Raw genomic sequence first — 22,261 nt, 5'->3', positions numbered from 1 at the left:
GAGGAGAGCCCCGGTACGTCGGGCGGACCCGGGAACCGTCCCGGCGTACGACGGAACGGCGGCCGACCGCGCCTACCGTTTGGTCAGGTACGAAACGGGGGACGGCGGCGCCGCCGAGCCACCGTGGCGGGAATCACACGTTCCCGGTACGGACAATCGCATTCGAGGAAACAATCGCCGTGCGATAAGAAAACCGGATAGGAATGGTCCCGGGGGTGCACCGACCGGGGACAAACCGATCCGGACGCCGGGTCAGATTATTGACACACGCATTCTGGTGAGGGCTGGCAACACAGGTTGGGTTCGACGGGGCGAGCCGTACCAGTCAGGGGCAACCCTGATTCGGTATCAGGGCCGACCCGCACCGAAAATCCGCGTCGGGCTCCGTCCGGGGACGGACGACCGGGTTGCCTTTGTCACCGACGATGGATGCTGCCGGCCGGACCTCGTGGTCCGGCCGGACCAAGATTTTCTAGGGGGAGATGAAGTGACGGCGACGGTAGCCCGGGATGCGCAGATGGCCGCGCGGGCCAGCGACGTATGGAAGGTGTACGGCAGCGGTGAGGCCCAGGTGGTCGCCCTGCGGGGGGTCAACGCGGAATTCGAGAGCGCTCGATTCACCGCCATCATGGGGCCGTCCGGCTCCGGAAAGTCCACTCTCATGCACTGCCTCGCCGGGCTGGACTCGGTCACCCGCGGAACAATCCATATCGGCGATACCGCCGTTACCGGACTGGGTGACGCCGGTCTCACCAAACTCCGCCGCGACAAGGTCGGTTTCATCTTCCAGCAGTTCAACCTGCTGCCCACGTTGACCGCGCAGGAGAACATCCTGCTGCCGTTGTCCATCGCCGGCCGGAAGCCCGACCCCGAATGGCTCGACACGGTCATCGACACGGTCGGACTCCGTGACCGGCTCAACCACCGCCCGGCACAGCTCTCCGGCGGTCAGCAGCAGCGTGTCGCCTGCGCCCGGGCCCTCGCCTCCCGACCGGACGTCATCTTCGCCGACGAACCCACCGGAAACCTGGACTCCCGGGCCGGCGCCGAAGTGCTCGGCTTCCTCCGTCGTTCCGTCGCCGAGTACCAGCAGACGATCGTCATGGTCACGCACGACCCGGTCGCCGCCTCCTACGCCGGCCGCGTCATCTTCCTCGCCGACGGTGAGATCGTCTCGGAACTCGTCGAGCCGACCCCGGACACGGTGCTGGACACGATGAAGAAGCTGGACGGGCTCTCCGAGGCGGGTCACTGATGCTGCGCGCCACCCTGAAGAGCCTGCTCGCCCGCAAGCTCCGGCTGATCCTCTCCGGGCTGGCCGTGGTGCTCGGCGTCATGTTCGTCTCCGGTGCCTTCGTCCTCACCGACACCCTCGGGCGGTCCTTCGACACCATCTTCAGCGACGCGTACGTCGGCACCGACGTCGGCGTCAGCGCCAAGCCGAAGATCGACGTCGACGAGATGGAGGGCATGCCCGTCGCCGCCACCTTCCCTGCCGCGACGCTTGACCAGGTCAAGGCGGTACCGGGGGTGGCCAGCGCGACCGGCCTGGCCATGGCCGACGGCGCCCGGGTGATCGGCAGCAACGGCAAGGTACTGACCTCCTTCGGCCCACCGCAGATGGGTTCGAACTGGACCGGCGAGAGCGGCCTCGTCAAACTGCGCGAGGGCCGTGGCCCGACCGCCGACGACGAGGTGACGATCAACGCGGGCGTGGCCGAGGCGGCCAAGCTGTCCGTCGGTGACCGGGTCGGGGTGCTGACCCTGCAACCGAAGCGCGAGTTCACCGTGGTCGGCATCTTCGGCTACAGCGGCGACCGGGACAGCCTCGGCGGAGCCCAGGAGGTGGCGTTCACCGAACGCGCCGCCCAGGAACTGATGCTCGGCCAACCGGGGGTCTTCTCCGAACTGACCGTCAAGGCGGCCGACGGTGTCGACCCGGCGGCGCTGCGCGACGACATCGCGAAGGCGCTCGGCGACGGCTACGTGGTCAAGACCGGGGAACAGCTCTCGGACGACGCCACGGCCGGAATGAAGGAGGGCCTCGCCTTCTTCAACAACATCCTGCTCGGCTTCGCCGGCGTGGCCCTCTTCGTCGGCATCTTCCTGATCCTGAACACCTTCTCGATCATCGTCGCCCAGCGCACCCGGGAACTCGCGCTGCTCCGGGCCATCGGTGCCGGCCGACGCCAGGTGATCGGATCGGTGCTGGTCGAGGCGGTGGTGATCGGCCTGGTCGCCTCGGTGCTCGGGCTCGCCGCCGGCATCGGGATCGGCGCGCTCCTGGCGTACGTGTTCGGGCAGGCGGTCGGCGGGCTGCAACTGGCCGGAATCGGCGTACCGGCGAGCGCCGTGATCAGTTCGTTCGTGGTCGGCCTGCTCGTCACGGTCGTCGCGGCGGTGCTGCCGGCACTGCGGGCCTCCCGGATCCCTCCGGTGGCCGCGATGCAGGACATCGCCACCCCGGACCGGCCGCTGACCAAGATCTCCGCAGCCGGCGCCGTGGTCTCGGCGCTCGGCGGCACGCTGTTGGCGCTCGGCCTGAGCGGCAGCACCGGTGACAACACACTGTGGACGATCCTGGGTGGGGTGCTGCTCTGCTTCATCGGGGTCGCGTTGTTGACCCCGCTGATCAGCCGGCCGGTGGTCTCGCTGCTCGGCAGGCTCTTCGCCTGGTCGGTACCGGGCAAGCTGGGCCGGTTGAACTCGGGCCGCAACCCGCGTCGTACCGCGATCACCGCCGCCGCGCTGATGGTCGGCATCGCGCTGGTCACCGGCGTGACGGTGATCCTCGACTCGGCCAAGAGCAGCATCACCGCGCTGGCCGAGGACACGATCCAGGCCGAGCTGGTCATCTCCGGCGCGCAGACCGGTCCCCGGCCGCCGAGCTTCGACCCGGGGGTGCTGCAGAAGGCCGCCGAACTGCCCGGCGTCGCGATGGTGGCCGGGTTGTACGGCGACCGCGCGAAGATCGGCGACGACCAGGCCTGGATCACCGCCACCAGCGACGTGACGGCGCTGCGGGAGATCTACCGGGCCACCCCGACCGCCGGCAGCATCGACTCGCTCGGCCCGAACCAGTTGTTGGTCGACTCGGGCACCGCGAAGGACCGGGGCCTGTCCGTCGGCGACACCGTGCCGGTGCAACTGTCCCGGGGCGACGCGCAGACGTACACGGTGACCGGGATCTACGCCGAGTCGGACCTGTTCAGCGGGTTCCTGGTGCCGGCCTCGGCGGCGACGAACTTCGGGGTACCGCAGCCGATCCAGGCGTACCTGAAGCTGGCGCCGGGTGCGTCGGTCGACCAGGTGATGCCGCAGGTCGAGACGCTGCTCGCGGACAGTCCCGAGGTCTCCGTCGCCGATCGGGCCGACTTCATCGACCAGCAGACGAGTCAGTTCGACCAACTGCTGACGATGATCCAGGTGCTGTTGGCGCTGGCGATCCTGATCGCCGTACTCGGCATCGTGAACACGCTGGCCCTGTCGGTGCTGGAGCGGACCCGGGAGCTGGGCCTGCTGCGGGCGATCGGGCTGCGCCGGGCCCAGACCATGCGGATGATCACCGTCGAGGCGGTGGTGATCTCGGTCTTCGGCGCGCTCCTCGGCGTGGTGGTCGGCGCGGGCCTCGGCTCCGCGGTGGTCCGGGCGCTGCGCGAGGACGGAATCACCCAACTCGTCCTGCCATGGACGGAGATGGGGCTGTTCCTCGGCCTGGCGGCCGTGATCGGGGTGGTCGCGGCGGTACTGCCGGCGATCCGTGCCGCCCGGCTCAACGTACTCGGCGCGATCGCGCACGAGTAACCCGCCCGCATCCAGGGGGTGGATGCGGGCGAAACAGGGGCGGTGTCCGAAAGGACACCGCCCCTGTCGTGCGTTCCGGCGGATCAGTGCGGCAGGTCGATCGGTGCCAGCAGGCCCGCGAGCAACTTCAGGTCGACCCCGGTCAGCGTCTCCAGCATCCGTACGCCGTCGGCCGGTTCGATCGGCACCTCGCTGGGCACCGCGAGTACGGCGGCACCCGCGGCGAGCGCACTCGCCACGCCGGCCGGCGAGTCCTCGATCGCGACGCAGCGGTTGATCGGCACATCCAGCAGCCGGGCGGCGGTCAGGTACGGCGCCGGATCCGGCTTGGTCGCGCTCACCTCGTCGCCGCAGACCACCACGTCGAAGCTGTCCCGCCCGAGGGTCTCCAACGCGACCTCGACCACGCTGCGTCGGGTCGAGGTGACCAGCGCGGTCGGCACCGTCGCGGCGCGTACCGCCGAGACCAGGGCCAGCGCGCCGGGCCGCCACCGCAGATCGGTGAGGAACAGCTCGGCGACCCGCTTGTCCAGCCACGCGGCGCCGACCGCCGGGTCACGCCACGGCTGTCCCAGATCGGTGTGCAGGATCTCCATCGACACCGCCGCACTGGTGCCGACCATGGCGAGCCGAGCGGCCGTCGACACCGTGCCGCCGTAGTGTGCGGCCAGCTCCTGCAGCCCGATGTCCCACAGCCGCTCGCTGTCCACCAGAGTGCCGTCCATGTCGAAGAGCACGGCCGCGGGGTGCTGGCTGTTCAGGATTTCCTCCCGGATCGGACTGGTTCTGTAGTCCCGATCCTGCCAAGGCCGCGCGACGATCTCCGGATGTCGGCCTCGAAATGTGGCGGATCCCTCAGCCCGTCAACCGAGATCGCAGGCCTCGATCGAGCCCCGGTAGCCGGCGAAGAAGGCGTCCGTACGCTGCTCGGCGGTGCCGTGCGAGCCCTCGGCGAACCACGGCTGCCCCGGATCGTCGGCCACTGCCATCAGCCCCGCGGCCAACTCCTCGAGGTCGCCCTCCTGCACCGCCAGCACCTGGTCACGCTCCGAGTCCCCGATGTACGCCCCGGCCATGCAGTCGGCCTGCAACTCCTGCTGGATCGTGAACTCGTACCGGATGCCGAGCCGGATCTGCACGCCGTGCGCGTACTCGTGGCCGAGCAGGTAGTACAGGAACGCGTCGCCGATCTGCCGGAACGCGGCCACCGCCCAGTTGATGTCGTACGCGATGAAGTCGCCGTCCGAGCAGTAGACCGCGTTGTTCCGGGGCAGCGACTGGCCTCCGCACTCGATCTCACCGTCCCGCTGGTAGGCGGTGATCCGGCTGACCCGCTCGAACCGCTCCCCCGCCTCCCGGAACTCACCGGCCCAGTACAGCTCGGCGACCCGGACCGCGCTCCGGATGTCCTGCTCGAACTCCTCGACGGTCATCGTGCCGTCCGCGCCGGCCTCCGCCGTGCCGGTCGCGACGGGCGTACCCGAATCGTCCGGTGCCGGATCCTCCTCGCCGCCCGGGGCGGCGAAACAGGCACCTGCGACGACCAGCGTGACGGCGAGCGCGAGCAGCCGCCAGAATCGGTCGCTACGGGGCAACGGGCTCATCGCAGCCACCACCTCGAAGTCGGGGCACCAGAACATCTCCGCATGGCGACCGAGCCAAACCGTCTCCGGGTGGTACCCGGGGCCCTGCCGGAACCGGTGTGCACAACGCGGCGACCGGTCGACATAGTACGCCGCACCAGCGGTGCCGAACGGCGCCGGCGATGGCCGGCCCAGGCCGGCGTTCGGCCTCCTCGACGAGCACCATCGCGCACATATCCCGCGTTCACGTGAGATTGCCGCCCCGCTTCCGGGCTAGACGGCAGGGGTGACGACCAATGCTCCCGTCCGGACGGTCGAGGTCCGGCCGCCCGTACGCACCCGCCGCCGACTCAATCCACTGCTCGGTCCGGCGCTGGTCGCGGCCATCGCGTACGTCGACCCCGGCAACGTGGCGACGAACCTGACCGCCGGCGCGGTCTCCGGATACCTGCTCGTCTGGGTCGTCGTCGCGGCCAGCCTGGTGGCGATCCTGGTCCAGTACCAGGCGGCGAAGCTCGGCGTGGCCACCGGGCGGAGCCTGCCCGAACTGTGTCGCGCCCGGTTTCCCCGCTGGGGCAGCCGGCTGTTGTGGTTACAGGCCGAGGTGGTGGTGCTCGCCACCGACCTCGCCGAGTTCGTCGGTGCCGCCATCGGGCTGCGGTTGCTGTTCGGCATGCCGGTCGCACTCTCCGCTCTGGTCACCGCCGCCGCGTCGCTGCTGTTGCTGGAGCTGCGGCGGCGGGGCCGGACCCGCCGGTTCGAGCTGATGAGCGCGGCGGCACTGCTGCTGATCGGCGCCGGCATCGGATACGACCTGCTGGTGGTGGGTCACCAGTCGGCCGGTGGCCTGGCCGAGGGCCTGGTCCCCCGCTTCGACGGTGCCGAGTCGCTGGTGCTCGCGATGGGCATCGTCGGGGCGACCGTCATGCCCCACGCCGTCTACCTGCACTCCGCCCTGGTACAGGGGCGCGGGCTCTCGGCGGCACGCGCCCGGCGCCAGCCGGCCCGGGTCCGCCGGGCGATCCGCCTGGACTGTACGGTCGGCCTGGGCGCCGCGACCCTGGTCAACATCTCGATGATCATGCTCGGTGCCGGGCTCGGCGCGGCCACCGGCGGCGGCTGGACCGGCGACCTGTTCGAGGCGCACGGCGAGTTGGCCGGACTGGCCGGCGGCGGTGCGGCGCTCGCCTTCGCCATCGCACTGCTCTCGTCCGGTGTGTCGTCCTGCGGGGTGGGCACCCTGGCCGGAGACATCGTGATGAGCGGTTTCCTGGCCCGACAGGTGCCGCTGCACCTACGACGGCTGCTGACGATGACGCCCGCGGTGCTCGCGCTGCTGCTCGGGGTCCCGCTGACCGGCCTGTTGATCCTCAGTCAGGTGGTCATCTCGCTCGGCATTCCGGTCGCCCTGTTCCTGCTCGTCTTCTTCTGCCGGGACCGCGACACGATGGGGCCGCTGGTGAACGCGCCGCTGACCACGACGGTCGCGGCCACCGCCGGCGCCGTCGTCGCCGCACTCGGTTGCAGCCTGCCGCTGCTCATCCTGTTCTAGCCAGCCCTCCCGCTGCCACCTGCCCGCCTTCCCGCTTCCATCTGCCCGCTCGCCGTGACCGTCCAGTTTCGGCGTGAACCGTCCGGTAAGGAGTCGCCGATGACCGTCCCGCTGAACCGGAGCCGACGCAACCTCGGCGTCCTCGCCCTGCTGACCATCGGCGCCGCATCGGTGGGCGCTCCCCTCTGGACGCTGGTGGTACTGACCCTGACCTGCCTGATGATTCCGGTCGCCGTCGGCCTGCACGGCGGGCCGGCACTGGTCCGGACCCTCCTGCTCGGCGACCGTCGGCCCGTCCCGGCGCGGTCGACGGACCGGACCCGGAGTGGTCACCGGGTCCGGCGGAGCGGGACCTGTTCCGGGTGAGCGAGCCCCAGGAGTTCCACCAACGAGAGGAAGAGTTGAGATGAGCGAACGGTCCGAGCGTGATCTCCCTCAGCCGAAGCGCGGCGCCGCCGGTGGCATCGACGTCGGTCCCCGCAACGTCGGGCTGGACCGGCAGAATCCCGACCTGCTCGTGCCGCCCGTGACCGACCGGGGCACGGTGCCCAACCTCAAGTTCTCGTTCTCCAACGCACACGTCAGGATCGAGGACGGCGGCTGGACCCGGGAGGTGACCCAGCGGGAACTGCCGATCGCCACCCAGATGTCCGGGGTGGACATGGCCCTCGAACCGGGTGCCTACCGCGAGTTGCACTGGCACCAGCAGGCCGAATGGGCGTACGTGCTGGCCGGAAGCTGCCGGATCGGCGCGGTCGACCAGGAGGGGCGCAACTTCCTCGACGACGTGTCCCGGGGCGACCTGTGGTTCTTCCCAAAGGGAGTGCCGCACCACATCCAGGCGTTGGACGACGGCGTGGAGTTCCTGCTCGTCTTCGACGACGGCGCGTCCTCGGAGAACTCCACCTTCATGATCAGCGACTTCTTCGCGCACACCCCGAGGAGCGTGCTGGCGAAGAACTTCGGCTGGCGTACGGAGCAGCTCACCGACCTGCCGGAGCGGGAGAAGTACATCTTCCCCGGGCAGGTACCGCCGCCGCTCGAGTCGGATCGGGTGGTCAGCCCGACCGGGGACGTGCCGCGTACCTTCAAGCACCGGCTGCACGCCCAGGCACCCCAGCGGTTCGACGGCGGCTCGGTACGGATCGCGGACGTCAGCAACTTCGCCGCGTCGACCGCCATCTGTGCTGCCCTGGTCGAGGTCGAGCCGGGCGCGATGCGCGAGTTGCACTGGCATCCCACCGACGACGAGTGGCAGTACTACATCTCGGGCACCGGCCGGATGGGGGTGTTCGCCAGTTCCGGCCACAACCGGACCTTCGACTACCGGTCCGGTGACGTCGGGTACGTGCCCTACGCCTACGGTCACTACATCGAGAACACCGGAGACCGGCCGCTGGTCTTCCTGGAGATGTTCCGCAACCCCAGGTTCGAGGACATCTCGGTGGCCCAGTGGATGGCCAACACCCCGCCGCAGGTCGCCGCCGACACACTCAACCTGCCCCGGTCGCTGATCGAGTCGATGCCGAGGACGAAACCGGTGATCGCCTCCTGAGGCGTACCGGCGCGGCGGGTCAGCCCGGATCCTGGTCGGGGGTCCGGGTCGTCCACAGGCGGGCAAGTTCCAGCCGGTTCCGGATGCCGAGCTTGGCGTAGACCGCCCGAAGTTGGGTGTCGACGGTGTGGAACGAGACGAACAGGGCGGCCGCCGCCTGCTGCTTCGTCGCGCCACCCGCCAACAGTTCCGCCACCCGGACCTCGGCGGCGGTCAGCGCGTCGAACCCGGCATCGGTCCGCTCGGGCCGGTGCCGGCGGTCCGGCGCCGGGCCGGCGCGAGCGCACCGGCCCGCCCGTTCCTGGTCACCCGTCGCGCCGAGCCGGCCGAACAGCGCCGCCCCCTCCTCCGCCGCCTCCCGGGCCGCCGCTTCCGGCGTCCCGGGCATCCGGGCCAGATCCAGCAGCGCATCGGCCAGGGCCGGCCGGGCGGACGTGGCGCGCAACTCGTCAACCGCGTCCCGGACCAGGCCGGGCTCCCGGTCCACCAGGCCGGCGACGTGTTGCGCTATCCCCCACCAGAGCGGGCGGTCGACCCGCTCCGCCACCCGGGTCGCGTAGCAGCTCACCAGGTATGCCCGGTGCCGGTCACCGAGCAGTAGCGCGGCCCGGGTAAGCGCCGGCGCCTGCTGCGGAACGAGCAGCAGCGGGCGTACCGACCGGGCGAGCGCGTCGACGGCGCCCCGGAGAAGTTCGGCGTGCCGGTCCGGCTCCGGGTCCATCGCGGCGGCACAGGCCAGCCGCACCCAGTGCAGGTTGTCGGGCCAGTCGGCCGGCGGATCGACGCCTGCCAGCAGTTTCCGGGCGGCACCGGGATCGCCCTGCCGGCACGACACCTCCACCAGCACCGCCAGCAGTTCGGCGCGCACCTCGTCCGAGACCTGGCCGGTCGGGTACCGGCGCAGCGCCAGACCGGCCCGGGCCGACGCCTCCGGCAGTTCACCGATCGCCACCCGGAGCCGGCAGTCGCACGCGGTCAGCATCGGTCGGGTCGCCGCGCCGAGACTGCCGATCTCCGCGTCGGCGATCCGGAGCGCGGTCGCGGCCTCGTCGTACTCGCCGAGCACGAGCTGGTTCACGATCCGGTCGACCCGGAGGAACGCCGCCTGGGCCCGCGCCGCCGGTGCGCTCGGGTCGACCCGGGCGAGCGCCTGCCGGGCTCCCGGAACGTCGCCCCGGGCGAGGGCCACCCCGGCCCCGGCCAGCGCCAGCCGGAGCTCACCGTCGGGCGTCGGCGCGGCCGCCTGGCCCCGTACCGCCGCTGCCAGGAACTCGTCGACACCGGGATGTCCCACCCGACCCGCAACGTACGCCAGGGTGGTGAGCAGCAGACTCCGGTGCCCGGGATCCAGGTCGGCCTGGGCCAGTGCCTGGTGCAGGTAGTCGATGGCGACCGACGGCCGCCCGGTGGCGTACCAGGCGCCGAGCCGGCCCAACAGCTGGGCCCGGTGCCCGGCCCCGTCCCGGTCGGCGGCGATCTCCTCCGTCAGTACCGCCAGCGCCGGCTGGAGCCGCCCGGCGAGCATCAGATGGTCGACCGTGGCGAGGGCCCAGTCCCGGCGCAGTTGCGGTCCGACGGCGGCGCCGCGAACCGCTCGCGCCGCCAGCAGCAGGTCCGCCGCGACCGAGGGATCCACCCCGGGGTCGGCGACGAGTCGGGACACCAGCGGAACGTCGACCCGTCCGGTCGCGGCCATCGCCCGCAGAAGCTGGTTCGCGGCCGGCCCGGGAAACGACTCGGCGGCCAGTACGGCGGCGGCCCGCGCGTGCAACGCGGACCGCAGCGACGGCGGCGTGGCCCGGAGGACGTCGCCCCGCACCCGCGCCGAGCTGAACCGCAGCCCGTCGGCCGAATCCGCTAGCACGTTCCGGCTGATCAGCGCCTCGACGTCGTCGTGCAGCTCCGGTCCGGTCCGGTCGGTCATCCGTTCGAGGAACCAGATCTCGCAGGCGCCCTCGCAGACGGCGACCGCCCGGAGGATCCACCGCTCGGCGGCGGAGTTGGCCGGTGACCCGTCCGCCGCCGGCCCTTCGAGCCGGTCCAGCGTGAACGACGTGGGCATGGCACCCCCTCCGCGGCGACCTCGACCGGAACGCGAGACGGATTCAGCCTCCACCGCGAGGCTATCCACGGTCGTCCCGACCCCGCCGGAATTCCACCGGAATACCCCTGCAAGGGATGCTCGGGCCGGCCTGGCCCTGGTCTGGGCGTTCCAGGACGAGGCGGGAATGGTGCGCCACCTGGAGACGACACAGTGGTTGCTCGCGCGGCGGTGACCCGCCCCGGCTCAGCGGGCGTTGAAGTAGTTGGCGTCGGGGTGGTGTACGACTATCGCGTCCGTCGCCTGCTCCGGCACCAGCTGGAACTCCTCCGACAGCCGCACCCCGATCCGCTCCGCGCCGAGCAGGTCGACGACCTTGGCCCGGTCCTCTAGGTCCGGACACGCCGGATACCCGAACGCGTACCGGCAGCCCCGGTAGTCCGTACCCAGGAGTCCGGCCAGCTCCGCAGGGTCGTCGTCGGCCACGGTACGACCGCCCGGCAGCGTCAGCTCGGCCCGGATCCGCCGGTGCCAGTACTCGGCGAGGGCCTCGGTGAGCTGCACGGACAGCCCGTGCACCTCCAGATAGTCCCGGTACTCGTCGCCGGCGAACAGCTTGGCGGCGTACTCGCTGATCGGCTGCCCGACGGTGACCAGTTGCAGGGCGACCACGTCCGGCTCTCCGCCCCGGGGCCGGAAGAAGTCGGCCAGGCAGAGCCGGCGTTCCTGGCGCTGCCGGGGAAAGCTGAACCGGGCCCGTTCGGTGCCGCCGTCCTCGTCGAGCACGACCAGGTCGTTGCCCTCCGAGTAGGCCGGGAAGTAGCCGTAGACCACGGCCGCCTCCAGCACCTTGTCGGAGGCGAGCCGGTCCAGCCAGTACCGCAGCCGGGGGCGGCCCTCGGTCTCCACCAGTTCCTCGTACGTCGGTCCGGTCCCGCCGCGCGACCCGCGCAGGCCCCACTGCCCGCCGAAGGTGGCCCGCTCGTCGAGCAGTGCCGCGTAGTCGGCCAGCGCGATGCCCCGGACGACGCGGGTGCCGTGGAACGGCGGCGTGGGCACCTCGACGTCGGTCGCCACGTCGGAGCGTACGGACGCGTCGGTGAGTTCGGGCAGCGCCTCGGCGACGATCGCCCGCTGCCGCTCCCGACGGGCCCGCCGCGCCGCGAGGGCGGCCTCCCGTTCGGGGTCGACCACGGGCGTCCCGCCGCGCTTAGCCGCCATCAGCCGGTCCATCAGGGAGAGTCCCTCGAAGGCGTCGCGGGCGTAGTGCACCTGACCGGCGTAGACCGCCCGGAGATCGTCCTCGACGTACGCGCGGGTCAGCGCCGCGCCGCCGAGCAGCACTGGCCAGCGGTCGGCGACGCCCCGGGACGCCATCTCGGCGAGGTTCTCCTTCATGATGACGGTGCTCTTGACCAGCAGGCCGGACATCCCGATCGCGTCCGCGCCATGCTGCTCGGCGGCCTCCAGGATGGCGGTGATCGGCTGCTTGATGCCGATGTTGACCACCTCGTAGCCGTTGTTGGACAGGATGATGTCCACCAGGTTCTTGCCGATGTCGTGCACGTCGCCCTTGACGGTGGCCAGGACGATCCGGCCCTTGCCGCCGTCGTCGGCCTTCTCCATGTGCGGTTCGAGGTAGGCCACCGCGGTCTTCATCACCTCGGCGGACTGGAGGACGAACGGAAGCTGCATCTGGCCGGAGCCGAACAGCTCGCCGACCACCTTCATCCCGTCCAGCAGGATCTCGTTGATGATCACCAGGGCCGGTCTGGTGGTCAACGCCTCGTCGAGGTCGGCCTCCAGGCCGTTACGTTCCCCGTCGACGACCCGCCGCTTCAGCCGCTCGTCGAGCGGCAGCGCCGCCAACTCCTCCGCCCGGGTGGCCCGGGCCGAGGCGGCGTCGACGCCCTCGAACAACTCGATGAACCGCTGCACCGGATCGTAGCCGTCGCGACGCCGGTCGTAGATCAGGTCGAGCGCGACCTCACGCTGCCCGTCGGGGATCTTCGCCATCGGCAGGATCTTGCTGGCGTGCACGATGGCGCTGGTCAGACCGGCCTGTACGCACTCGTGCAGGAACACCGAGTTGAGCACCTGCCGCGCCGCCGGGTTCAGCCCGAACGACACGTTGGAGATGCCCAGGGTGAAGTTGACCCCCGGGTACCGGCGGGCGATCTCCCGGATCGCCTCGATGGTCTCGATGCCGTCCCGCCGGGTCTCCTCCTGCCCGGTGGCGATCGGGAAGGTCAGGCAGTCGACCAGGATGTCCTGGACACCCAGCCCCCATCGGCCGGTCAGGTCGTCGATCAGCCGCGCCGCGACCCGTACCTTCCAGTCCGCGGTCCGGGCCTGCCCCTCCTCGTCGATGGTCAGCGCGACCACCGCGGCGCCGTGCTCGGAGATCAACGGCAGCACCCGGGCGTACCGGGAGTCCGGACCGTCACCGTCCTCGAAGTTGACCGAATTGACCACACACCGGCCGCCGAGCGCCTCCAGCCCCGCCTCGATCACCGCCGGCTCGGTCGAGTCGAGCATGATCGGCAACGTCGACGCGGTGGCGAACCGGCCCGCGATCTCCCGCATGTCCCGCACCCCGTCCCGACCTACGTAGTCCACGCAGAGATCGAGCAGATGCGATCCGTCCCGAGCCTGGCCACGGGCGATCTCGACACAGTTCTGCCAGTCGCCGGCCAGCATCGCCTCCCGGAACGCCTTGGAACCGTTGGCGTTGGTGCGCTCGCCCACCATCAGCACGCTGGCCTCCTGGGCGAACGGGACCTGGTGGTAGAGGCTGGCGACCCCGGGCTCCGGCTCCGGCTCCCGAGGCGCCGGCACCGCGCCGCGCAGCCGGGCCACCACGGTACGGATGTGCTCCGGCGTCGTCCCACAGCAGCCGCCGACCAGGGACAGCCCGTATCCGGTGACGAACTCCTCGAGGGCATCGGCCAACTCGTCGGGGGTCAGCGGATAGCGGGCGCCGTCGGCGGTCAGCTCCGGCAACCCCGCGTTCGGCATCACCGACAGCGGTATCCGGGAGTGCTGGGAGAGGTAGCGCAGGTGTTCTGTCATCTCGGCCGGGCCGGTCGCGCAGTTGAGCCCGATCAGGTCGATGCCGAGCGGCTCCAACGCGGTCAACGCGGCGCCGATCTCGCTGCCCAGCAGCATCGTGCCGGTGGTCTCGACGGTGACCTGGCAGATCACCGGCACCTGCCGGCCGGCGTCGGCCGCCGCCCGTCGGGCGCCGACCACCGCCGCCTTGACCTGCAACAGGTCCTGGCAGGTCTCCACGATCAGGCCGTCGGCCCCGCCGGCGACCAGCCCGGTCGCATTCCGCTGGTACGCGTCCCGCAGCTCCGAGTACGAGACGTGCCCGAGCGTCGGCAGCTTGGTCCCCGGCCCGATCGAGCCGAGCACGTACCGGGGCTGTTCCGGGGTGCTGGCGGCGTCCGCGGCCTGCCGGGCCAGTCGGGCCCCGGCCTCGGCCAGCTCGGCGATCCGGTCCTCGATGCCGTACTCGCGCAGGGCGGAGAGATTCGTTCCGAAGGTGTTGGTCTCCACGCAGTCGGCGCCGGCGGCCAGGTAGGCGTCGTGCACCGATCTGACCACGTCCGGGCGGGTGACGTTGAGGATCTCGTTGCACCCCTCGTGGCCCTCGAAGTCGTCCAGGGTCAGCTCGGCCGCCTGCAACATCGTCCCCATCGCGCCGTCGGCGATGAGCAGCCGAGCGGCCAGCGCGTCCAGTAACGGAGTCGGCACGCCTCCAGGCTAGTGCCCGGCAGGGGTGGACGACCGGCCGTAGGCGTACCGCTCCATCTGGTGTGTCCCGCGCCACTATCGCCCCCTCCGCCCCAGATGTCCTGCCCAGCACCCGTCGGGATCCGGCCGACCCGACCCCACGCCGGGGCCGGACGGCGCGGCCGGCGGGCCGCATCCGAATCCGGGACGTAGGCTGACGGACGTGAGGGACAACAGGGACGCCAGTACCAGGCACATCGGGGGGACCACCGCGCGGCTGTACGCCGCCCGGGTCGGCGACGGCGCGCACCCTGGGGGTAAGGCGTGACCGAGTTCGACGGCTTGCCCGTGCTGCGCTCGCCGGTCGCGATCGCGGCCTTCGAGGGCTGGAACGACGCGGCGGACGCCTCGACCGCGGCGGTGGAGCATCTTGAGCAGGCCTGGCAGGCCCGCCAGATCACCGAACTGGACCCCGAGGACTTCTACGACTTCCAGGTGAGCCGGCCGACGATCACCATGGCCGACGGCGAGACCCGCCGGGTCGAGTGGCCGACCACCCGGTTCATGGTGGCCAGCCCGGAGGGTACGGACCGGGACGTGGTCCTGATCCGGGGCATCGAGCCCAGCATGCGTTGGCGGACCTTCTGCGAGCAGGTGCTGGAGCTCTGCCACAGCCTGGAGGTCAACCGGATCGTGCTGCTCGGCGCGCTGCTCGCCGACGTGCCGTACACCCGGCCGCTGCCGATCAGTGGCAGCGCCTCGGACAAGGACGCCGCCGAGCGCTACCAGCTCACCCCGACCCGCTACGACGGCCCCACCGGCATCGTCGGCGTGCTCCACGACGCGGCGACCCGGGCCGAGGTCGACGCCGTCTCGTTCTGGGTGCACGTGCCGCACTACGCGAACAACCCGCCCTGCCCGAAGGCGACCCTGGCGCTGCTGCACCGGGTCGAGGAGGTGCTCGATCTGCCGGTCCCGATGTCGGACCTGGCCGAGGAGGCCGCCGAGTGGGAGCAGCGGGTACGCACCGCCGCCGAGCAGGACGCCGAACTCGGTGAGTACGTCCGCGAACTGGAGGAACGGGTCGGCGACGCCGGCATCCAGCCGTTGACCGGGGACGAGATCGCCCAGGAGTTCGAGAAGTACCTGCGTCGCAGAGGCGGCTCGGCCGGGCCGACCGCCGGCTCCTGGTGACCCGGCACCCGTACACCTGGTGACCCGCGACCCGTACACCTGGTAACACCCACCCGCAGCAGCCCGAGGGACGGTCTCCGAATGGGGCCGTCCCTCGGCCGTACGCCTCTCCGCGTGTCCCGGGGTTGCCCGGCGCACACCCCGTACGGCATCCTAGGAACCTAGTGTCATTACCGACCGGGACTGACGGGGGCAGCATGCAGATCAACCCTGGGGCGGCCGAGTTTCCCCACCGGCAGATCGCCGCGCAGTTGCGGGCCCGGATCCGGAACGGTGACTGGGCTGCCGGGGACCGACTGCCGTCGATCCCGGCCATCGCCGAGATGTTCGGCGTCGCGAAGCAGACCGTCCAGCGGGCGATCGACCAGCTACGGGTCGAGGGCGTCCTGATCACCAAACCCGGCTCGGGCACCTACGTACGCGGTACCCGGCGCCGGCTGAACCGCCTCTCCCGAGGGCGGTACGGCGGCCACCGTGGTTACCACGCCGACCTCGCCGCCCGGTACCGGCAGCAGTTGGTGCAGGTCGGCCGGGCACCGGCACCACCCGAGGTGGCCGACGCGTTCGGCGTACCGGACGGGACCGAGCTGATCGTCCGGCGGCATCTGGTCCGCACCGAGGAGGTGCCGGTCGAGGTCGGCGCGTCCTGGTTCCGGACCGCCGACGCCGCCGGAACCAGTCTGGAACGGATGGAGGCGTACGGGCGACCGCTCTACCAGGAGGCGGAGGAGGCCATCGGCCGACGCTACATGTCGGCGACGGACCAGATCAGCGCCCGGCAGCCCAGCCGGGACGAGGCGGAGATCCTCCAGATCCGGCCGGACACCCCCGTGCTGCACCTGCTGCACGTCGCGTACGACGCCAGCCACAAGCCGATCGAGGTGGCCCAGGCGACCTGGCCGGGCCCGATGACCACCCTCACCGAGCAGTACCAGGTCCCCGCCCCCACGCCGGATCCCGATCTCGGAGGTTAATAAGGGGCCCTTCCTATGCAGAAAGCGATAAGAAGGGGCCCTTCCTTACAGGCGGATGCCGAGGAGGGCGTCGACGGTGGCGGCGGCCAGGTCCGGGGCGGCCGCATCGGTGCCGGTGTGGGCGAGGGTCGCGTCCGCCCAGCGGTCCATGGCGGCGAGCGCGCCGGGGGTGTCGAGGTCGTCGGCGAGGCGGTCGCGTATTTCGGCGAGGAGGGCCGGGCCGGGGGCGCCGAGTGGGGCGGCGGCGGCCTCGCGCCAGCGGGCCAGTCGCTGGTGGCCGATCTTGAGCACGTCGTCGGTCCACTCCCGGTCGGTCCGGTAGTGGCCGGCGAGCAGGCCGAGCCGGACCGCCATCGGGTCCACGTGGTCGGCCCGCAACCGGGAGACGAAAACCAGGTTGCCCTTTGACTTCGACATCTTCTCGCCGTCGAGCCCGATCATCCCGGCGTGTACGTAGTGCCGGGCGAACGGGGTCACGCCGGTCAGCCGCTCGGCGTGGGCCGCGGAACACTCGTGGTGCGGGAACAGCAGGTCATTGCCGCCGCCCTGGACGTCGATGCTGTCGCCGAGCAGGGCCAGCGCGATGACGGCGCACTCGATGTGCCAGCCGGGGCGGCCCGGGCCCAGGGGTCCACCCTCCCAGGCCGGCTCGCCGTCCCGGCTGCCGCGCCACAGCAGCGGATCGAGCCGGTCCCGCTTGCCGGCCCGGTCCGGGTCCCCGCCGCGCTCGCCGAAGATTCCCAGCATCTCCTCGCGGCTCAGGTTGGACTCGTAGCCGAACCGGGGCGCGGCGGTGATGTCGAAGTAGACGTCCCCGGTGCCGTCGTCGAGGCGGTACGCGGCACCGCCGTCCAGCAGCACCCGAACCTTCTCGGCGATCGCCGGGATCGACTCGACCGCGCCGACGTAGTGCGCCGGCGGGATCATCCGCAGCGCCTCCATGTCCTCACGGAACAGCGCCGTCTCCCGCATGGCGAGGACGACCCAGTCCTCGCCGTCCCGCTCCGCCCGCTCCAGCAGCGGATCGTCGATGTCGGTGACGTTCTGCACGTACGTCACCGGGTGGCCACCGTCCCGCCACACCCGTTGCAGCACGTCGAACGTGATCATGGTTGCCGCGTGTCCCAGGTGGGTCGCGTCGTACGGGGTGATGCCGCAGACGTACATGGTCGCCGCGCCGGAGGGACGGGTCGGCTGCACCGAACGGCGCGCGGAGTCGAACAGGGCGAGCTGCCGTCCCCGGCCCGGCAGTCGCGGAATCTCGTGACCCACCCACGTTTCCATGGTCACCAGCCTAGCCAGCCGAGCGGCGTTGATCACCTGGGCCGGCGGACGAGGTGATCAGACCGACACGACGCCTCGGACCCGGACCGGCCAGGGTCAGATCGGCGGCCAGGGAATGGCGGGCCATTCCTCGGACGGCTCCGGAAAGCTGGTCGTCGCCAACAGCCGGGCGACCCTGCCCCGCACGGCGGTGATCTCGGACAGGGTCAGGTGGTCGGCCAGTGCCTCGCCGAGCGGGCCGGCGAGCCCCTCGGCCAGCTCTTCCAGCATCTCCAGCGCGTCGGGTGGCAGGATCCGCCGCGACCAGCCCCAGAGCACCGTCCGCAGCTTGTCGTCGACGTGGAAGCAGACGCCGTGGTCGACACCGTAGATCCGGTCGTCCGGCCCGACGAGCACGTGGCCACCCTTGCGGTCGGCATTGTTGATCACGACGTCGAGTACGGCGAGCCGGGCCAACCGGGGGTCGTCGGCGTGCGCGAGGGCGTACGGCGTGCCGTCGTCGTCCCGGGCGGCCGCGATCCGGAACCAGCGGGCCGGCAGGCTTCCGGCCGGCACGAACCCGACCAGCGGCTCGGTCTCCTCCGGCTCGTCGATCCAGAGCTGGCACGCGCCGGGACCCAGCGGACCGTCCCGGAGCACGGTCGGCGGAATGAGGTCCCAGCCGGTGGCCCGGGACACCAGATACGCGCCGACCTCCCGGCCGGCCAGCGTGCCGTCCGGGAAGTCCCAGAGCGGCCGTTCCCCCCGTACCGGCTTGTAGACGCAGCGGACCGTCACCCCGTCCAGGGTCAGGAACCCCCGCAGGGTGGTGTTGGAGGCGTCGACCAGTCGCCCCTCCAGCTCGAACTCGCCGCCGAGCAGGAGGCGGAGGGCATCGCTCTCGTCCAGCACGGGTCGCAGGTCGGCCGAGGTCACCGGGACGATCCCGGCCCGAGGGCGGGAACCATCACCGGTGGTAGCCGTTGTGACGGGGACAGAGGTGTCCGGCGGGATCGAGCGGCTGGCCGCAGAGCGGGCACGGCGGTCGGCCGGCCGCCACCACCCGGCGGGCCCGGTCGATGAACTCACGGGCCGCCTGGGGGGTCAACCGGACCCGGAGCCGATCGAGGTCGTCGTCCGGCTCCTCGTCCTCGTCGACGTCGTCCTCCCCGGCACCGAGTTCGACCTCGGCCTCGGCCTCTCCGGCGGCGATCGCCTCGATCACCACGGTCGCGGTGTCGACATCGAAGGCCAGGCCGAGGGTGCCCACCCGGAACTCCTCGTCGACCGGCGTGTCCAGCGGCTCGTTGTCCGAGGTGACCGCGACCGGAGCCTCGGGCAGCTCGACGCCGAACCGGCGGTGCGCCTCGGTCAGCAACTCCTCCAGCTTCTCCGCCAGCAGCGAGACCTGGACCTTCTCCAGGGCGACACTGACCAGCCGGCCACCGCCCCGCGCCTGGAGGAAGAACGTCCGCTCACCCGGCGGACCCACGGTCCCGGCGACGAACCGCTCCGGCGGCTCGAATGCGTGCACCTGGTGGGTCATACCCACGACCCTATCCGGCCGGATACCACACCGTGCAGCCCACCGACCCGAATCACCGTGAGCCCCGGTCCGACCGAGGTCAGGGCCCGGTCCGGGGCGCCGGTCCGGCCCGAGGGGCCCGTTCCGGCCGCAGAACCGATCATCATCTCCGCCCGTCGGCGGCGGCCGGCACGTCCGATCCCGCGCCCGCGCCGACGGCGCCCGCCCCGCCGCCGACCGGGGCATCCGACTCGGCCGCCCGGGGACGCCGCCGCCGGCCCCGGCGCGGCATCACCAGACCGGTCAGGTCACCCCCGGTGTCGTTGAGCCGCAGGACGAACGGGCGCACCGGGGTGTACCGGATCCCGGTCACCGAGCCGGGATCGGCGACGATCCGCTGGAAGAGATCCAGGTGCATGCCCATCGCGTCCGCGACGATGGCCTTGATCACATCGCCGTGGCTGCACGCCAGCCAGATCGCCTCCGGCCCGTGCTCGGCGGTGATCCGGGCATCCCAGCGACGTACCGCCTCGACCGCCCGGGCGGCCATCCCGGCCATCGTCTCGCCGTCGGGGAAGACGACGGCGCTCGGATGCTGCTGTACGACCTGCCACAGTGGATCCTTGGCCAGCTTCTTCAACGGCTGCCCCTGCCAGGCGCCGTAGTCGCACTCGACCAGCCCGTCCTCGACGACCGGGGCGGCGTCCGGCAGTGCCAGTTCCAGCGTCTGGCGACACCGGATCAGCGGGCTGGTGACCACCGCCGCCAGTGGGATCGCGCGCAGTCTCGCCCCCACCGCCGACGCCTGGGCCCGGCCGGTGTCGTCGAGTTCCACGGGTTGCCGGCCAGCCAGGCCGCCGTCCGCGTTCGCCGTGGTCCGGCCGTGCCGGAGGAGGAGAAGGGTCGCCACGATCACCACCCTACGACCCGGCCCCGCCGCCCGGCCGGCACCCTCGCCGACCAGGCGGCGGGCCGTCAGGTCGCCGAGATGGTGCCGGTCAGCAGCAGCGCCAGTACGAGGCTGCCGAGCGCGACCCGGTAGAGCACGAACACGTAGAGGGTGTGATGGGCGACATAGCGCAACAGCCAGGCGATGGCGGCGTAGCCGACCCCGAAGGCGATCACCGTGGCGACGATCATCTGCGCCCCGGACGGGATCGAACCGCCGCCGCTGCTGTCGAAGACGTCCGGGATGCTGAACACCCCCGACATCACCACCGCCGGAATGGCCAGCAGGAACGAGTAGCGGGCCGCCGCCTCCCGGGTCAGGTTGAGGAACAGCCCGGCGGTCAGCGTGCCGCCGGACCGGGAGACCCCGGGGATCAGGGCCATCGCCTGGGCGAGGCCCATCACGATGCCGTCCCGGAGGGTGAAGTTCTCGAGCCGTCGGGTCTGCCGGCCCCAGTACTCGGCGAAGGCCAGCACGAAGGCGAAGACGATCAGCGTGGTCGCGACCAGCCACAGGTTCCGGGCCGCGGTACGGATCTGGTCCTTGAACAGGAAGCCGAACAGCCCGATCGGAATCGAGCCGATGATGACGTACCAGCCCATCCGGTAGTCCAGGCTCGACCGGACCGAGGAGTCCCAGATCCCGATCACCCAGACCCGGGTGATCCGCCAGATGTCCTTGGCGAAGTACAGCAGCACGGCGGACTCGGTGCCGAGCTGGGTGACGGCGGTGAACGACGCCCCGGCGTCCTGGTCGAAGAAGATCGCCGAGGTGATCCGCAGATGCCCCGACGAACTCACCGGCAGGAACTCGGTGAGGCCCTGGACGATGCCCAGGACGATTGCCTCGATCCAGCTCACCCGCGCACCCCGATCGTCGCCGCGTCCCGTCGCCGCCCGCCGCCCAGCCTCCGGACCCCCCGCTCGCTCACTCGCCGACCCCGGCGAGATCCAGCGCCTCGGCGCAGGTACGCAGGGTCTGGATGCCGCTTTCCGCGTCGGCGACGAAGAGGCTCACCGAGAGCGTGGTCACACCCGCGGCGGCGTACTCGCCCATCCGCGCGGCGATCCGCTCCTTCGGGCCGATCAGGGAGGTGCGGTCGATGAACTCCAGCGGCACCGCCGCCGCGGCGTCCCGCTGCCGCTTCGCCAGGTAGAGCTCCTGCACCTCCCGGGCGGCGTCGCCGTAGCCCATCCGGGTGGCGAGCTGGTTGTAGAAGTTCTGCTCCCGGCTGCCCATCCCGCCGACGTAGAGCGCGGCGTACCACCGGACCAGTTCGGCGCAGTTGGCGATGTCGTCGCCGACCACCACCGGCACCGTCGGCACCACGTCGAACCCGGCGAGTTCCCGACCGGCCCGGGCCCGTCCGGCGGCGACCGCGGCGAGCTGCTCGGCGGCGAACTCCGGCGCGTAGAAGACCGCCAGCCAGCCGTCGGCGATCTCACCGGCGAGTTCCAGGTTCTTCGGCCCGACCGCGGCCAGGTAGATCGGAATCCGCTCGCGCGGCGGATGGAAGCCGAGCCGGAGCGCCTTGCCGGGGCCGTCCGGCAGCGGCAGCGTGTAGTGCGCGCCGTCGTACTCCACCGGCTTGCGGGCCAGGGCCAGCTTGACGATGTCGACGTACTCCCGGGTCCGGGCCAGCGGCTTGGCGAATCGCACGCCGTGCCAGCCCTCGGAGACCTGCGGACCGGAGACGCCAAGGCCGAGCCGGAACCGGCCGCCGGAGACCGCGTCGATGGTGGCCGCCGTCATGGCCGTGGCCGCCGGACTACGGGCCGGGATCTGCATCACCCCGGCACCGAGGTCGATCCGCTCGGTCTGACCGGCCAGCCAGGCCAGCATGCTGGGAGAATCCGAGCCGTACGCCTCCGCGGCCCAGACCACGGAGTAGCCGAGCCGGTCCGCCTCGCGGGCCAGGGCCAGGTGGTCGGCGGGGGTGCTCCACGCCGTCTGATATCCGAGGCTGAGCCCGAGTCGCACTGGTCCCTCTCCCCCATCCATGCGCAAGTCGCATCAGGGTACGCAATGCTCCTCCGGCAGCCGACGACCGGTGGGCCCAACGCGCCGGTACTGCTCGCCACGA

The 22,261-nt window shown here is 71.4% G+C and carries 17 protein-coding genes; 7 read left to right on the top strand and 10 right to left on the bottom strand.

Translation table 11 applies throughout. The features are described from left to right. The first annotated feature begins 487 nt into the window (after positions 1 to 487). Positions 488 to 1,255: an ABC transporter ATP-binding protein gene (locus ACFP2T_RS10000; protein ID WP_377420033.1), complete on the top strand. Its 768-nt coding sequence runs from the start codon at positions 488 to 490 to the stop codon at positions 1,253 to 1,255. After that, positions 1,255 to 3,804, top strand: a complete 2,550-nt coding sequence (locus ACFP2T_RS09995; protein ID WP_377420031.1) for an ABC transporter permease — start codon at positions 1,255 to 1,257, stop codon at positions 3,802 to 3,804. Before ACFP2T_RS10000 ends, ACFP2T_RS09995 begins: the two co-directional genes overlap by 1 nt. Positions 3,805 to 3,887: 83 nt before the next feature. Here the strand turns inward: ACFP2T_RS09995 and ACFP2T_RS09990 are convergent, their stop codons facing one another. Next, a complete protein-coding gene (locus tag ACFP2T_RS09990; protein ID WP_377420029.1) occupies positions 3,888 to 4,541 on the bottom strand; it encodes an HAD family hydrolase in 654 nt (217 codons plus the stop codon). A gap of 126 nt (positions 4,542 to 4,667) precedes the next feature. Then, the gene (locus ACFP2T_RS09985) at positions 4,668 to 5,408 is read right to left on the bottom strand and encodes a neutral zinc metallopeptidase (protein WP_377420027.1); all 741 of its coding nucleotides are present in this window, start codon (positions 5,406 to 5,408) and stop codon (positions 4,668 to 4,670) included. A gap of 265 nt (positions 5,409 to 5,673) precedes the next feature. On the opposite strand from ACFP2T_RS09985, the gene ACFP2T_RS09980 reads away from it, so the two are divergent. From ACFP2T_RS09980 to ACFP2T_RS09970, 3 genes are all read left to right on the top strand, one after another. Beyond that, positions 5,674 to 6,939, top strand: coding sequence for an Nramp family divalent metal transporter (locus ACFP2T_RS09980; protein WP_377420025.1), 1,266 nt, complete (start codon positions 5,674 to 5,676; stop codon positions 6,937 to 6,939). Positions 6,940 to 7,038: 99 nt separating this feature from the next. Continuing rightward, positions 7,039 to 7,305 carry a hypothetical protein gene (locus tag ACFP2T_RS09975; RefSeq protein WP_377420023.1) on the top strand — a complete coding sequence of 89 codons (267 nt, stop codon included), beginning with the start codon at positions 7,039 to 7,041 and terminating at the stop codon, positions 7,303 to 7,305. A gap of 40 nt (positions 7,306 to 7,345) precedes the next feature. Continuing rightward, a complete protein-coding gene (locus ACFP2T_RS09970; RefSeq protein ID WP_377420021.1) occupies positions 7,346 to 8,494 on the top strand; it encodes an oxalate decarboxylase family bicupin in 1,149 nt (382 codons plus the stop codon). A gap of 19 nt (positions 8,495 to 8,513) precedes the next feature. Here ACFP2T_RS09970 and ACFP2T_RS09965 read toward each other — a convergent pair whose 3' ends face one another. Further along, complete coding sequence (locus tag ACFP2T_RS09965; RefSeq protein ID WP_377420019.1) at positions 8,514 to 10,556, bottom strand: helix-turn-helix transcriptional regulator; 2,043 nt, start codon at positions 10,554 to 10,556, stop codon at positions 8,514 to 8,516. Positions 10,557 to 10,781: 225 nt separating this feature from the next. Next, positions 10,782 to 14,294: a methionine synthase gene (gene metH / locus ACFP2T_RS09960; protein ID WP_377420017.1), complete on the bottom strand. Its 3,513-nt coding sequence runs from the start codon at positions 14,292 to 14,294 to the stop codon at positions 10,782 to 10,784. 303 nt (positions 14,295 to 14,597) lie between these two features. Here metH and ACFP2T_RS09955 point away from each other — a divergent pair, with 303 nt between their 5' ends. Continuing rightward, complete coding sequence (locus ACFP2T_RS09955; protein WP_377420015.1) at positions 14,598 to 15,467, top strand: PAC2 family protein; 870 nt, start codon at positions 14,598 to 14,600, stop codon at positions 15,465 to 15,467. Between the two features lie 197 nt (positions 15,468 to 15,664). Next, complete coding sequence (locus ACFP2T_RS09950; protein WP_377420013.1) at positions 15,665 to 16,441, top strand: GntR family transcriptional regulator; 777 nt, start codon at positions 15,665 to 15,667, stop codon at positions 16,439 to 16,441. 45 nt (positions 16,442 to 16,486) lie between these two features. On the opposite strand, the gene mshC is transcribed toward ACFP2T_RS09950, so the two are convergent. The 6 genes from mshC to ACFP2T_RS09920 all read right to left on the bottom strand — a co-directional run bounded on the left by mshC (position 16,487) and on the right by ACFP2T_RS09920 (position 22,158). Then, positions 16,487 to 17,725 carry a cysteine--1-D-myo-inosityl 2-amino-2-deoxy-alpha-D-glucopyranoside ligase gene (gene mshC, locus ACFP2T_RS09945; RefSeq protein ID WP_377420011.1) on the bottom strand — a complete coding sequence of 413 codons (1,239 nt, stop codon included), beginning with the start codon at positions 17,723 to 17,725 and terminating at the stop codon, positions 16,487 to 16,489. A 96-nt stretch (positions 17,726 to 17,821) separates the two neighbouring features. Further along, positions 17,822 to 18,640, bottom strand: a complete 819-nt coding sequence (locus ACFP2T_RS09940) for an SCO1664 family protein (RefSeq protein WP_377420009.1) — start codon at positions 18,638 to 18,640, stop codon at positions 17,822 to 17,824. Positions 18,641 to 18,671: 31 nt separating this feature from the next. After that, positions 18,672 to 19,250 (bottom strand): DUF3090 domain-containing protein, encoded by a 579-nt coding sequence (locus ACFP2T_RS09935; protein ID WP_196203128.1) that lies wholly within the window; start codon positions 19,248 to 19,250, stop codon positions 18,672 to 18,674. 142 nt (positions 19,251 to 19,392) lie between these two features. Then, on the bottom strand, positions 19,393 to 20,148 hold the full coding sequence (locus tag ACFP2T_RS09930) for a histidine phosphatase family protein (RefSeq protein ID WP_377420007.1): 756 nt from the start codon (positions 20,146 to 20,148) through the stop codon (positions 19,393 to 19,395). 56 nt (positions 20,149 to 20,204) lie between these two features. Continuing rightward, positions 20,205 to 21,038, bottom strand: coding sequence for an undecaprenyl-diphosphate phosphatase (locus ACFP2T_RS09925; RefSeq protein WP_377420005.1), 834 nt, complete (start codon positions 21,036 to 21,038; stop codon positions 20,205 to 20,207). Positions 21,039 to 21,105: 67 nt separating this feature from the next. Then, a complete protein-coding gene (locus ACFP2T_RS09920) occupies positions 21,106 to 22,158 on the bottom strand; it encodes an LLM class F420-dependent oxidoreductase (protein ID WP_377420003.1) in 1,053 nt (350 codons plus the stop codon). Positions 22,159 to 22,261: the final 103 nt, after the last annotated feature.

This window comes from Plantactinospora solaniradicis, assembly GCF_042658085.1.
Classification (GTDB): Bacteria; Actinomycetota; Actinomycetes; order Mycobacteriales; family Micromonosporaceae; genus Plantactinospora; species Plantactinospora solaniradicis.
The sequence above is the reverse complement of the archived record's forward strand: the minus strand, read 5'-3'. Positions and strand labels throughout refer to the sequence as shown.